This window comes from Anoxybacillus sp. CHMUD, from assembly GCF_013096965.1.
In the GTDB taxonomy this organism is placed as follows: Bacteria; Bacillota; Bacilli; order Bacillales; family Anoxybacillaceae; genus Anoxybacillus; species Anoxybacillus kestanbolensis_A.
Genome location: NZ_SDLG01000003.1, coordinates 173,536 through 187,669 on the forward strand (window position 1 = coordinate 173,536; position 14,134 = coordinate 187,669).

General features: G+C 41.7%; 14 protein-coding genes and 1 riboswitch. Of the genes, 5 read left to right on the plus strand and 9 right to left on the minus strand.

Translation table 11 applies throughout. The features are described from left to right. Positions 1–2: 2 nt before the first annotated feature. From ETB99_RS03320 to tenA, 4 genes are read right to left on the minus strand one after another with little or no spacing between them, the layout of a single operon-like run. Entirely contained in the window at positions 3–797 is a 795-nt protein-coding gene (locus ETB99_RS03320) for an energy-coupling factor transporter transmembrane component T family protein (protein ID WP_077427844.1), read from the minus strand. Further along, a complete protein-coding gene (locus tag ETB99_RS03325) occupies positions 794–2,245 on the minus strand; it encodes an ABC transporter ATP-binding protein (RefSeq protein ID WP_077427846.1) in 1,452 nt (483 codons plus the stop codon). Before ETB99_RS03325 ends, ETB99_RS03320 begins: the two co-directional genes overlap by 4 nt. Before the next feature lie 3 nt (positions 2,246–2,248). Further along, complete coding sequence (locus tag ETB99_RS03330) at positions 2,249–2,839, minus strand: ECF transporter S component (protein ID WP_012575849.1); 591 nt, start codon at positions 2,837–2,839, stop codon at positions 2,249–2,251. Beyond that, entirely contained in the window at positions 2,814–3,509 is a 696-nt protein-coding gene (tenA, locus tag ETB99_RS03335) for a thiaminase II (protein ID WP_077427848.1), read from the minus strand. Before tenA ends, ETB99_RS03330 begins: the two co-directional genes overlap by 26 nt. Positions 3,510–3,596: 87 nt before the next feature. Beyond that, a riboswitch (TPP riboswitch) is annotated at positions 3,597–3,704 on the minus strand. A gap of 132 nt (positions 3,705–3,836) precedes the next feature. Here tenA and ETB99_RS03340 point away from each other — a divergent pair. Then, positions 3,837–5,021 (plus strand): class I SAM-dependent rRNA methyltransferase, encoded by a 1,185-nt coding sequence (locus tag ETB99_RS03340; protein WP_077427850.1) that lies wholly within the window; start codon positions 3,837–3,839, stop codon positions 5,019–5,021. A 42-nt stretch (positions 5,022–5,063) separates the two neighbouring features. Here ETB99_RS03340 and ETB99_RS03345 read toward each other — a convergent pair whose 3' ends face one another. The 3 genes from ETB99_RS03345 to ETB99_RS03355 form a co-directional block, all read right to left on the minus strand. After that, complete coding sequence (locus tag ETB99_RS03345) at positions 5,064–6,728, minus strand: glycoside hydrolase family 13 protein (protein ID WP_077427854.1); 1,665 nt, start codon at positions 6,726–6,728, stop codon at positions 5,064–5,066. A 196-nt stretch (positions 6,729–6,924) separates the two neighbouring features. Beyond that, positions 6,925–8,553, minus strand: a complete 1,629-nt coding sequence (locus tag ETB99_RS03350) for an MDR family MFS transporter (RefSeq protein ID WP_171699902.1) — start codon at positions 8,551–8,553, stop codon at positions 6,925–6,927. 5 nt (positions 8,554–8,558) lie between these two features. Then, positions 8,559–9,002 (minus strand): MarR family winged helix-turn-helix transcriptional regulator, encoded by a 444-nt coding sequence (locus ETB99_RS03355; protein WP_171699903.1) that lies wholly within the window; start codon positions 9,000–9,002, stop codon positions 8,559–8,561. Between the two features lie 135 nt (positions 9,003–9,137). Here ETB99_RS03355 and ETB99_RS03360 point away from each other — a divergent pair, with 135 nt between their 5' ends. The 3 genes from ETB99_RS03360 to hflC all read left to right on the plus strand — a co-directional run bounded on the left by ETB99_RS03360 (position 9,138) and on the right by hflC (position 12,538). Further along, positions 9,138–10,556: a SpoVR family protein gene (locus ETB99_RS03360; protein ID WP_171699904.1), complete on the plus strand. Its 1,419-nt coding sequence runs from the start codon at positions 9,138–9,140 to the stop codon at positions 10,554–10,556. A gap of 87 nt (positions 10,557–10,643) precedes the next feature. Then, positions 10,644–11,609, plus strand: coding sequence for an FtsH protease activity modulator HflK (gene hflK / locus ETB99_RS03365; protein WP_171699905.1), 966 nt, complete (start codon positions 10,644–10,646; stop codon positions 11,607–11,609). Then, on the plus strand, positions 11,606–12,538 hold the full coding sequence (gene hflC / locus ETB99_RS03370) for a protease modulator HflC (protein ID WP_077427864.1): 933 nt from the start codon (positions 11,606–11,608) through the stop codon (positions 12,536–12,538). Before hflK ends, hflC begins: the two co-directional genes overlap by 4 nt. A 4-nt stretch (positions 12,539–12,542) precedes the next feature. Here the strand turns inward: hflC and ETB99_RS03375 are convergent, their stop codons facing one another. Beyond that, complete coding sequence (locus ETB99_RS03375) at positions 12,543–13,001, minus strand: methylated-DNA--[protein]-cysteine S-methyltransferase (RefSeq protein WP_171699906.1); 459 nt, start codon at positions 12,999–13,001, stop codon at positions 12,543–12,545. 100 nt (positions 13,002–13,101) lie between these two features. On the opposite strand from ETB99_RS03375, the gene ETB99_RS03380 reads away from it, so the two are divergent. Beyond that, positions 13,102–13,353 (plus strand): YhdB family protein, encoded by a 252-nt coding sequence (locus ETB99_RS03380; RefSeq protein WP_004892205.1) that lies wholly within the window; start codon positions 13,102–13,104, stop codon positions 13,351–13,353. Between the two features lie 28 nt (positions 13,354–13,381). Here the strand turns inward: ETB99_RS03380 and ETB99_RS03385 are convergent, their stop codons facing one another. Further along, a complete protein-coding gene (locus tag ETB99_RS03385) occupies positions 13,382–14,089 on the minus strand; it encodes an SDR family oxidoreductase (RefSeq protein WP_077427868.1) in 708 nt (235 codons plus the stop codon). Positions 14,090–14,134 lie beyond the last annotated feature (45 nt).

The following is a 14,134-nucleotide window of genomic DNA, read 5'->3' on the forward strand; positions in this document are numbered from 1 at the left end:
ACTTACCGCACATCCTTTATCGCCACGTATGGGAACACGTCCGCGACGTAATATCCAGCTGCAACGATAACGCATATGACGATAAGTAAATAAATGTCATATTTCCCCATCGTCACTTCATAATAAAACGTCCGTGTTCGTTCATTTGTAAATCCTTTTGCTTCCATCGCCACCGCAATGCGCTGAGCGCGGCGAATACTTTGTGATAAAAGCGGGATCGCATATCGTTTCACCAATTCAAGTTTGCCACGAAATCCTTTCGCTTTGGCAGCCCGTCGCACCTTTAGCGCTTGATGAACCGTTTGAAATTCTTCTAACATGATCGGCAATAAACGAATAGCTGCTAAAAAACTATACGCATATTTCGGTTTCACTTTCGCTTGTTGCATAAGCGAGTAAAATAAAAGCACCGGCTTTGTCGTGAGCGCAAACATTAATCCGAAAATCGCAAACAAAAGCGTACGAAAGCCGAGGTGAACGCCGCGGTAAAAACTTTCTTCGGTAATATGAATCAGCCCCCAATGAAACCACGTCGTCTCCCCTTTTCCAAACAAAATCATCGACGACGACGTAGAAATGAAAATGAACAAAAACGGAGCAAAAAACAAAAGCATATGCTTCATCCGATAACCGCTAAACAACATAAATAAGGCGGTAAATCCGATTGTCCAGTTGATGAGTACGTTCGGATTATGGACAAAAACAATCACAACAAACATCGGCAAAAAGAAAAGCAATTTCGCTGTCGGATTCGTTTGATGCAACCATGTTTCGCGATGGTCAATGCTCCATCTCATCCTATTTCACCTCGTACAAGCATTCGCGGTGCAATCATTTCATCAGCGACAATCTTTCCGCTTTCAATGACCCATCGTCTTGTCGCGAATTCAGACACGATACGTTCATCGTGTGTTACCATGACAATTGCCTTTCCTTGTTGTCGATACGCTTCAAGCCATTCGAGCAGCGCAAACGTATTTTTTGCATCTTGTCCGAACGTCGGTTCATCAAGAAGCAATAGGCGATGTTGCTCCGTCACCGACGCAGCAACACTTAGTCGCCGCTTTTGCCCGATCGACAATTGGTATGGATGTAAATGCCGTTGCGCGCTTAAATGAAACCGTTCGAGCAGTCGATCCACTTCCTTGGCTATTTCATGCTCCGGGTGTTTTTCAAGACGGAAAGAGTACGCTAACTCATCATCTACACGATTTGTAACAAATTGAAACTCGGGGTTTTGGAACACAAAAGCAATGTTGTCATATAACAATCCTTCATGTTTGACAAGCTCTCCTTGCCAATACATATCGCCTTCTGTTCGAATAAGTTTCATTAAGCTTTGCAACAACGTACTTTTCCCTGCACCGTTTTCCCCTGTAACCGCAATCCATTCACCCGCATGAATCACTAACTCGTCGACCGCTATTTTTTCTTCTTTTTGTCGAAAGCCGCGAAGCGACTGTACATGTAAAAGAACATCCCCATGTGCATACGGTTGTTGCGCTGTTTTTGGCTTTTTATACGTTTCCCACACGTCTGGATGCCAAATCCCTTGTTCTGTAATAAACGAACGATACGTTGAAAAAATTTCATTCGTTCCGCCGTCAGCGATGATCTCACCATGTTCGTTAAATAAAATGATGCGCTCGACAAAATCAACAATGTGTTCAATTTTATGTTCAACAATGACAACGGTTCGATCCTCCGCCACTTCTTTTAACGTTTCCCACACCGCTTTTGTTCCTTCTTCATCAAGAAGTGCTGTCGGTTCGTCTAAACATAACACATCAGGTTCAAGCGCTAAAACTGACGCAATCGCTAACCGCTGTTTCATTCCTCCAGATAATGTTTGAATCGGTACATGAACGTGCGGGAGACGGAGGCGCACAAGACGAAGCATGTGCGCTATTTTTTCTTCCATCTCTGCACGTGGCACACCGAGATTTTCGAGAACAAAAGCCATTTCTTCATCAACATACGGCATACAAAACTGGGCATCGGGATCTTGAAACACATAGCCTACACGATTTGGAATGTGCAGTTTACTCGCTTTCATCGGCACATCGATCGAGCGCGGAATAATGCCCGCCATCACTTGCAAAAGCGTGGATTTTCCGCATCCCGATGGGCCTAAAAGCAACACTTTTTCTCCTTTTTTAATCGAAAGCGATACATCGGTAAATAACCGCTTTTCTGCCCCCGGAAATTTTAAGCGCAATTGTTCGATATGGATCAATGATGTCACCTTCTATTTATCAAGCGAGTCGTAATCTTCTTTTGTCGTCGGACGCAACAATTGCGTCACACCTGTCGCTTCGAGCGCTTTCACAAGCGAATAAGCAAATACACCAGCAATGATGATCGCTCCAATGAAACGCGCACCGATAAATAACGTTAAATTCCACCATGCCAATTGGTCGATATATCCTTTGTAAAAATCAAGCACTAATGAAGCGATCGTTGAACCAACCGCTGCAAGCGACACAACCGCCACATCAAAACGTTTATAGCGGAAAGCAGCGAAAACAAGTTCAGCGAGCAACCCTTGCACAAAGCCGTAAAATAGCACCTCAAGCCCCCATTCAGAACCAGCTAAAAACTCTCCTGATGCCGCAGCCACTTCTGCAAGCAGCGCCACTCCTGGTTTACGAATTAATAAATAGGCAACAGTTGCCGCAATAAACCACATGCCATAAATAAGTTGATCAAGATGAAGTCCAAGCGGTTTTACCGCATAGTAAAGCGGTCCCCACACTTTATACACAATCCCAAACACAATCGCCACCACAACGGTCGTTAATACGTCTGTTAATTTAAGCCCTTTCGTTTGCATAAACATCCTCCTCTTCAATTGGCCAACGTTCTAATTTGTACGCCATGTCCCAAAATAAATATTCATATTGACTGCTGATCACAAAGTGTTGCTTCATCCGCTCTAACTCTTTTTCGCTAGCTGTTTTTGCGATGTCGTTTAAACGCGCAATTTGTTGTTCGACAAGCTGTTTGAACCAGTCAGAGCCGTACGCTTCAATCCATTGTGCATAAATTGGATGATTCGGCTTACAATGTTTTAACCGCTCACCAATTTCGTAATACAACCAATAGCACGGTAAAATGGCAGCTAATACATCGCCAAAACGTCCTGCAAACGACGCGCGATACATGTGGGACGTGTACGCATACGCAGTTGGAGCAGGAACAAACGACGCCTTTTCTTCTTCTGTAATACCGAGCTCTTTCATAAACGTTTCATGTAAACGAAGCTCAGCTTCATACGTACTTTGCGCATGATGCGCCATGCTTGCGGTCGTTTGTAAATCATCAGCCATCGCCCCGCCAAGCGCTTGCACTTTTGCAAAGTGTGTCAAATAATATGAATCTTGTAATACATAATAGCGAAAACAACGTAAATCAAGTGTTCCTTCCCCGAGCTCCTTCACGAACGGATGATGAAAGCTCGCTTCCCAAATCGGATCGACAGCCTTGCGCAACTGCTCTGAAAACAACATAACCTCTCCCCCTTAAGAAAAATAAAAAACCACTTTCTTTGCGCAAAGAAAGTGGTTGTAAACGATGGAAATTAATAAGAGACACACTTCGCACCGTTTCCACTTCCCTACGCTGGTATGAGCCAGATCAGGTTCTAAGGGTCTCAAAGGCACACTTTGATCTCAGCCTATCTAAAGGCCCCCCTAGTGGAATACATTTGCATCATTCACTTTGTCACTAATATTAGCATATTTCATGGAATTGTCAAATATTTTTCTCCACCATTTGCGCGCATCGTGTTCTTCCTGTATGCTAAAGTAGCGAATATATAGTCAGGAGTGGGATGTATGGCAAATGTATTTTTAAAACGAAAAAGAAAAAAACGGCTCGAGCTTGGACATCCGTGGGTGTTTCAAAGCGAAGTCGATTATATTGAAGGAGATTTTGAACCGGGGGATTTCGTCAACGTATATAACCATCAACGTCACTTTTTAGCGAAAGGATATATTAATCCAAAATCACAAATGATCGTGCGCGTGTTAACGCAAAATCCAAACGACGAATTAAATGCGCAATTTTTTATGAACCGTATTCGTCAAGCATGGGCGTATCGCGAACGGATGATTCCGGGCGTTCGTTCATGTCGCGCCGTTTATGGAGAAGCCGATTTTTTACCTGGGCTCATCGTTGATAAGTACGAAGATGTGCTCGTTGTGCAAATTTTATCGCTCGGCATGGAAAAAAGAAAAGAATGGATTTTACAAGCGCTTCTTGACGTTTTTCAACCGAAAGCGATTTATTTGCGCAACGACGTTCACGTGCGCGAATTAGAAGGATTAAAACAAGAAAAAGGATTTTGGTACGGCACGTGCGATACGAACGTACAAATTGAAGAAAACGGCGTGAAATACATTGTCGATATCGAAAACGGACAAAAAACAGGATTTTTCTTCGATCAACGTCAAAATCGTGCTGCCATCAAGCCGCTGATTACAAGCGAATCAACCGTGCTCGATTGTTTTACGCATACAGGTTCATTTATGTTAAACGCCTGCTTATACGGAGCAAAACATGTGACCGCTGTCGATATTTCTGAACATGCGATTGAAACAGCAAAGCGAAACGCAGAGTTAAACGGATTTACAAATGTGGATTTCGTCGTTGCGAACGCGTTTGACTACTTACGCGAATGCGTACAACAGGGGAAAAAATGGGATGTCGTCATTATTGACCCACCAGCGTTTGCAAAATCCGCTCATGCGGTGCCAAAGGCGCTTGCCGGCTATAAAGATATTAATTTAAACGGCTTAAAGTTAGTGAAAGACGGCGGCTTTTTCGTGACAGCAAGTTGTTCGTATCATGTGCATCCATATATGTTTCAAGCGATGGTTACGGAAGCAGCGTTTGATGCGAAGAAAATTTTACGTCAAATTCATTGGAGCGGTGCAGGATATGACCATCCAAAACTACTTGCCGCCGATGAAGGCGATTATTTGAAATTTGCCATTTACGAAGTGCATTCACGCAAATAAATGTGAAAATCCCCTTTTCCATGTCGGAAAAGGGGATTTTCATTATTTCACCAAATATACACGCGCTTCATACGGACGCAATGTAAAGCGTGTCGCATGTTTATGCGGTTTTACATCGTAGTTTGCTAACACCAATTGCTCGCTATTTAATTTCAATGAATCGTAACGATACATTGTTTTTCGGTCTGTTAAGTTCACGATGACGATCGCTTTTTCATCACCTAACGTGCGCGTATATGCGTAAATTGCTTTATGGTTTTCTAATATTAAATCGTATGTTCCGTAAACAAATACGTCATGCTGTTTTCTTAGTTGAATCATGCGTTTGTAAAAGTTTAACACAGAGTTCGGGTCGTGCAACTGTTTTTTGACATTAATTTGTTTATAATTTTCATTCACACCAATCCAAGGTGTTCCTGTTGTAAATCCGGCGTTTTCATCATCAGACCATTGCATCGGCGTGCGTGAATTGTCACGACCGTTTTTCCAAATCCATTGCATCACTTCTTCATGAGAACGCCCTTTAGCACGTTCAATACGATAATAATTTTTGATGGCGACATCGTCATATTCATCAATCGTTTCAAATCGGACGTTCGTCATGCCAATTTCTTGCCCTTGATAAATAAACGGCGTTCCTTGCATAAGGAAATATAATGCCCCTAATGCTTTGGCACTTTCAACAAGATATTGTTCGTCATTTCCCCACGTCGACACGGAACGAGGCTGGTCATGGTTTTCAAGGAATAGTGCGTTCCAGCCAACACCCTCTAATCCTTTTTGCCATTTCGTTAATACACGTTTTAATTTCCGAACATCGACACCGCCATCTGTTCCTTTTTGCCAAAGTCCAAGATGCTCAAACTGAAAAATCATATTAAAAATGCCGTTTTCTTCACCGACCCAATCTTCTGCCTCCTCGACCGTTACTCCGTTCGCTTCTCCAACTGTCATGATGTCATAACGCGCAAACGTTTGCATTTTCAACTCACGAAGATAGTCCATAATCCCTTCTTGATTCATATGTCCGTCAAATGAAGGGACATAATCAAGTCCTTTTGGATTTGGTAAATCAGGGAGACCTTCTTTTTTCTTAATGTGTGAAATCGCATCAACACGGAACCCATCAATGCCTTTATCGAGCCACCAATTAATCATGTCATATAACGCACGACGAACATCTTCATTTTCCCAATTTAAATCCGGTTGCTTCGTTGCAAACACATGCAAATAATATTGATCCGTCGCCTCGTCATATTCCCATGCCGAGCCACCAAAAATGCTTTCCCAATTGTTCGGTTCTTTGCCGTTTTTTCCATCGCGCCAAATGTACCAATCGCGCTTTGGATTGTCCCGTGATGAGCGCGATTCAATAAACCAAGGATGTTCATCACTCGTATGGTTAATGACGAGATCTAAAATAACTTTCATGTCGCGCTTATGAATTTCTCGAAGCAATTGATCGAAATCTTCCATCGTCCCGAACTGCTCCATGATGTCTTGATAATCACTAATGTCATAGCCATTGTCAGCATTCGGTGATTTATAAATCGGACAAATCCATATGACATCGATTCCAAGGTCTTTTAAATAGTCAAGCTTTTGGATAATTCCCTGTAAATCACCGATGCCGTCTCCGTTTGAGTCCATAAAGCTTCTTGGATATATTTGATATGCAATCGCTTCTTTCCACCAAGCTTTTTTCACGCCAAATCCTCCTCAATCCATTCAGCATAAATCGCTTTCAATATTCTTTACTCTTTCATGTTAATATACAAACAGCTTTGTTGAAAGAGGAAGTTGCACTTTTTCATAAAAAATTTCGTTTTTATTGCGCAAACGGTTTAACTGCGAACAAAAATAAGCAACGATTCATCATCGTTGCCTATTTTATACTTATATTTTATTCCATTTCATTCACTTTATTCGTTCGATTAGAAATCGTAATGCGACCAATAAACATTGCAAAAATAAAGCCGATGCCAACGAAAATCAATCCATACAAAAATACATCGCTTAACGCATCAACAAGCGTTTGTTTTAATACAGGCACAAACATTTGTTGCATTTGTTCAGGAATTTTTTTCAACGTATCCGGATTTAAAATGACGGAATATACGCTTTGCGGGTTCGATTCAACAAGTTGCTTAAATGAATCTGTCATCGCTTGCGCTTGCGCTGGCAATTCTTGCGCTTGCGCTGGCAATTGTTCTAACAACGGAAGAAACTTCGCTTCTAATAAATCTTTCGAACGATGATTCATAATCGCCCCTAACAACGTCGCCCCAAACGTTCCTCCAATTTGCCGGAAAAACTGGCTCGATGATGTTACAATGCCGAGCTGCGACTTCGGAAATACTTCTTGCAACGCGAGCGTAATAACTGGGTTGACGAATCCTAGCCCAAAACCGAGCGTCGCCATAAATGACATCGCTGTCCATTTATTCGTATCGACATCCATCGTTGACAATAAGAAAAAGCCAAGCGCCACAAGCACCATCCCAACAATCACTTGCGGGCGAACACCAATTTTTTGTACAAGTCGTCCACCGATCATACTTGCGATAATAAGCGCAAACATCATCGGAAACATCATCGTTCCTGATTCTGATGGGCTCATGCCAATAATGCCTTGCATAAAGAGCGGTACAAACATAATCGCTCCAAACATGCCGACAGACATAAAAAACCCGACGCTATTAAGCACAACAAACGTTTTATTTTTTAATAAATGAATCGGCATAATCGGCTCTTCTGCTTTTCGCTCTACAAATACAAATAAACTAAAGAAAACGACCGAGCTAGCTAGTAAAGAAATAATTTGCCACGATAGCCAATCGTATTTATCGCCACCGAACGTTAAGGCAAGCAACAACGAAACAACAGCTACAACCATCGTAAACATGCCTGCCAAATCAAGCTTTACTCGCTCAGCGACGCGATGATTATGCAAACCGAGCGAAATGAGAACAATGGCTAATATACCAACAGGAAGATTAATGTAAAATACCCAGCGCCAATTTAACGAATCCACAATCCATCCACCAACTTGTGGACCGAGAATAGACGCTAATCCAAATACGCCACCAAATACACCTTGCCATTTTGCCCGCTCTGCTCCCGTAAATAAATCACCAATGACGATCATCGCCATCGGCATCATAATACCTCCACCAATGCCTTGAATGGCTCGGAAAATAATAAGCTGATTCATTGTTTCCGCCATGCCACATAGCGCTGAGCCGATAATAAAAATTGCTAACCCTGTAACATAAATCGACTTTCGTCCAAATAAATCAGCGAGCTTCCCTGCAATCGGAACGATCGTTGTCGATGTGAGCATATAAGCGGTTGTCAGCCAAGCCATCATACTCAACCCACCAAGTTCGCCAACAATGCGTGGCAACGCTGTCCCAACAATCGTGCCATCTAACGCCCCAAACAACATCGCAACAAGAAGCCCCGTAATTAAAATACCTCGTTTTTGTTGTATATTCGCAATACTTGTTTGTATCGCTGCTTGTTCTTTCATACGTCTCACTTCTCCTCTTTTTCGTTTATCGCAGCAATTTTTTCGATAATATAGACAAACTGTTCAAGCTCATCAAATTGTAATTGGCTTAAATAACGCTCAATAATTTTTCTTCGCTCCGCTCGTGCATGCTGAAGCATTTCTTTCCCCTTTTCAGACAATTGCACATACACGACACGCCGGTCCTCTTCATCTCGATCACGCAATACAAACCCACTTTTATATAAGCGATCGATCATCGTAGTAATGGCGCTCGGTTTAACAAACATTTCGTCCGCCAATTCACTTACTGTACATTTCCCACGCTTCGACAACAAGTTTAAAATAAAAAACTGCGGTTTCGTTAAGCCGATTTCCTCCTTAGCTAAGTCAGCTGCCAATTTACGAACGGCCAATGAAAACGCATGCTCTAATCGCTCAACAAGCGCGGTGAACGGCGTCTGCTCCATACACACCCCACCTTTTTAACGATATAAATATTTAACATAGTTAAATATAAACGAAAGAAAATATAAAGTCAATCAATGATTCCTGACGTATCAAATGATGCACTCGCTCATACATTGTCATAAGGAGGGAATGCGATGAAACGTGATGAGCAAAATGCATTAGAAAAAGCGATTGCGGAAATTACAGAAATTGCTGAAGGATTTGGGCTTGATTTTTATGAAATGCGCTATGAAATTTGCCCAGCTGATATTATTTACACGTTCGGAGCGTACGGCATGCCGACACGCTTTTCCCATTGGAGTTTTGGGAAACAATTTCATAAAATGAAACTTCATTATGATCTCGGATTAAGTAAAATTTACGAGCTTGTCATTAACTCCGATCCGTGCTATGCCTTTTTATTAAACACAAACACCCTTATTCAAAATAAATTAATTGTCGCACACGTCCTTGCCCATAGCGACTTTTTTAAAAACAACGTTCGCTTTAGCAACACAAAACGGGACATGGTCGAAAGCATGGCGGCAACAGCCGAACGAATTAAACATTACGAACATGAATATGGGAAACAAGAAGTTGAAAAATTTTTAGATGCTGTTTTAGCTATTCAAGAACATATTGATCCTTCACTTCTTCGTCCAAAGCTAGCGTGGACGTTAGCGGATACAGAAGTATACGAAGAAGATGATGAAGCACCGAAACCGTCCCCATATGACGATTTATGGTCGCTTGATGAAAAAAGGAAAACACCATCGAATCGAAAAAAAAGAAGAAAATTTCCTCCTCAACCTGAAAAAGATTTGTTGCTTTTTATTGAGGAATATAGCCGCGAGCTTGATGAATGGCAACGCGACATTTTAACGATGATGCGTGAAGAGATGCTTTATTTTTGGCCTCAACTTGAAACGAAAATTATGAATGAGGGCTGGGCAACGTATTGGCATCAACGCATTTTACGCGAAATGGATTTAACGAGTGATGAAGCGATCGAATTTGCCAAATTAAATGCAGGTGTTGTCCAACCTTCTCGCACCAGCATTAATCCATATTACTTAGGATTGAAAATTTTTGAAGATATTGAAAAACGGTGGGACAATCCGACGGAAGAAATGAAAAAGCTCGGAGTCAAACCAGGTTCAGGGCGTGCAAAAATATTTGAAGTACGTGAATTAGAATCCGATATTTCCTTTTTGCGCAACTATTTAACGAAGGAACTCGTTATGCGTGAAGATATGTATTTATTCCAAAAACAAGGAAAAGACTATAAAATTGTTGATAAACATTGGGAACATGTGCGCGATCAACTTGTGAACATGCGCGTCAACGGTGGCTTTCCATATATTACGGTCAACGATGGCGATTACATGCGCAACGGGGAGTTGTATTTAAAACATTGGTTCGAAGGCATTGAACTTGACGTCAAATATTTAGAAAAAGTGCTTCCGTACATTTATCAACTTTGGGGCCGAGCGGTTCACATCGAAACGATCATCGAAAACAAAACGACGTTATTCACATACGACGGACGAAACGTACAGCGAAAATATATATGAGCTACTGAGGGATCAGTAGCTTTTTTATTGAAACTTTTTTCTGTTTTTTCCGTACATACATATAAATAACAAGAAAGGTGGATTTATATGGGTAAGCGCTCTATTACAGGCATCGTCATCGGGTCGATTGCTGGCATTTTTCTTCTTGTTGCTGCACTAACATCATGGTACACCGTCGATGAGTCAGAACAAGCCATTATTTTAACATTTGGTAAAATCGATGAAGAAGTGACAACACCCGGACTACATTTTAAACTTCCTTGGCCGATTCAAACGGTCGAAACGTTGTCGCGAGAAACGTTTAGTTTACAGTTTGGCTACAAAGAAGAAAACGGAAAAGTTGTCGCTACAAACCAAGGCGATACGAAAATGATTACAGGTGATGAAAATATTGTTCTTGCCGATATGGTTGTTCAATGGAAAATTACTGATCCTGCAAAATTTCTTTATCGCTCATACGAACCGGAACAAATTTTATATAATGCGACGTCTGCTTCTTTGCGTAGCGTCATCGGCAGTTCAAAAATTGATGATGCGTTAACATCAGGTAAAGCAAAAATTGAAGCGGATGTGCGCGAATTGCTCACCGCATTAATGAAAAAATATGATATCGGCATTTCCATTTTAGCTGTGAAATTACAGGACGTTGACTTACCGAACGACGAAGTGCGCAAAGCATTTACAAATGTCACAGATGCGCGCGAAACAATGAACACAAAAATTAACGAAGCGAATAAATATCGCAACAAACGAACGAAAGAAGCCGAAGGGGAAAAAGACGCTCTCATCTCCCAAGCGGAAGCTGACAAAGTGGCACGCATCGAAAAAGCGTATGGAGATGTCGCTAAATTTAATGCCTTATACGAAGAATATAAAAACGCAAAAGACATTACAAAACAGAGGTTAATGATTGAAACGCTTGAACAAGTCCTACCGTACACACGCATTTACATTATGAACGACGATGGCAATACGTTAAAATATTTACCAATCCAACCGATCGAAAAACAAACGACAGAGAAAAAGAAAGAGCAAGGGAGTGGTAACGAATGACAAACTTTCAAGATGATCAAAACGTCATTAGCTTGAAAGATAAACTGCCAACGAAATGGTTTCGTTTTTTTATCGGGGGAGTCATCGGACTTGTTTTACTCGTTATCGCTTTAACAAACGTCTACATTGTTCATGAAAATGAATATAAAGTTGTACGTCAATTTGGTGAAATTGTTCGCATTGATCAAACGCCAGGATTACGCTTTAAAATTCCTTTTATTCAAAGCGTAACATCGTTGCCAAAAGCCCAAATTTTTTATGACGTCGCCGAAGCAGAAATTAATACAAAAGATAAAAAACGCATTCTCGTCAACCATTACGCCATTTGGGAAATTACAAACCCAAAAGAGATGATTCAAAACGCGCGCACGTTAGAAAATGCAGAATCGAAAATGGACGAATTTATTTTCTCCATTGTCCGCACCGAGCTTGGACAGTTAAATTACGATGAAATTATTAACGACGAAAAATCATCACGCGGTAGTTTAAATGACGAAGTAACAGCGAAAGTAAACGACCTACTACAAAAAGACAGCTACGGCATTCGCGTTGTAGATGTGCGCTTAAAACGTATTGACTTACCGGAAGAAAACGAACAGTCCGTTTATAAACGTATGATTTCTGAGCGTGAATCAAAAGCACAAGAATATTTATCAATGGGGGATGCCCAAAAACAACGTATTATCGCGCAAACAGATCGCGAAGTGAAAGAAATGCTCGCTAAAGCGCAAGCAGATGCGGAGCGCATTCGCGCAGCAGGTGAACAAGAAGCAGCACGAATTTATAACGAAACATTCGCAAAAGATCCTGAATTTTACTCATTTTACCGTACGCTCGAATCGTATAAGACAACGATCGGCGAAGATACGGTTGTCATTTTACCAGCCAACTCACCGTATGCGAAATGGCTATTAGGACAAACGCGCTGAGCTTTCAGCGCGTTTCATGCGTAAGTAACCATTTTTTTCTTTCGATTCCCCACGCATATCCACCAAGTCCCCCACCCGTACGAACGACGCGATGACAAGGAACAACGATCGTTATGGGATTGTTGCCGACAGCGTTGCCAACCGCCCGTACCGCTTTCGGTTGCCCAATTTGTTTGGCAATATCGGCATATGAAACCGTTTGTCCATAAGGAATCGTTTGTAATGCTTCCCATACACGCAGTTGAAACGGAGTGCCCACGAGCTTTAAGGGCATCGAAAACGACGTCCGTTTCTTTTGGAAGTATTGTTCAAGTTCTTCTAGCGATTGCATGAGAGGCTCCGCCACTTTTTCGTTCTGATCTTCACCTCGTTCAACGACATCAATCCGCTCGATTCCTTCATTCGTTCCAACGATTTGTAACCAACCGATCGGTGATTCATAATACACAACGTGTTTCTTCATGTCCAACTCTCCTCTGCCAAATCGCACAACATTTACAGCGAGAAAAATGACCGTTTTTTCATAAACTACATATAGCTCCTCACGATAAGGAGGGTTTGCGGTGCATACAGCCGATTACGACAAAGCGCTTTACTATACGTACCGATCGGAATGGGATCATTTACTCATTCTTATGGTACGCACAAAAGACGATTTACTTTCAAAAAAAATTGAACAGTTTCTTCATGCATACAACTTCGAAAAAGATTATACCGTCGTCCAAAAGCGATTAAATGCATTGTTGCGTTACATCGACCACGCGTTGGATGTGTACGAACAAGAGCCAACACTTACGATGCAATATGATTATTAGAGCGAAAGGAACGATCTCCTTTCGCTTTTTATACGACCGGATACGTTTGAATAAGCGGATGTAATACGATTTCATCGACCAACATATGTTTCGGTGCGCTTGCCATATAGACAACGGCTTCGGCGACGTCTTCTGCCTTTAACCATTCTGCTTTTTCAGGCAATCCTTGCGTCGAGTTAGCAAAGTATGTATCAACCATCCCTGGATTGATCGTACCGACACGAATGCCGTATGGGCGCACTTCTTGAGCCACACTTCCTGAAAATCCTTGAACCGCATATTTCGTCGCTGTATATGCCGAACCGTTTGCGATGGTGTATCGTCCAACGTCCGATGAAACGGTAATAATCGTACCAGAACGTTGCTTTTTCATTTGTGGGAGAACGGCTTTCGTCCCGATAAATACACCTTGTACATTTACTTCAAACAACCGCTTCCATTCTTCGACAGTCGTTTCTTCAACCGATTTGAATACACCAATACCTGCATTATTCACAAGCAAATCAATGCGACCGAATGCAGCTATGGTCGCTTCAACCACTTCATTCATTTGTTGTTCATTTGATACATCTGCTTGAAACGTTTTTACATCTTTTAATTGCTCACCTACACGGTGAATATCCGACGAACTACCGATTAATACGAGCTGCATCCCTTGTTCCGCTAATTTATGTGCAATCGCTAAACCGATGCCACGAGATGCCCCCGTCACAATTGCTACTTGTCCTCGTAACATGCTGAACTCACCCTTTCTACATCATCGCCTTCATATTACTTGTTC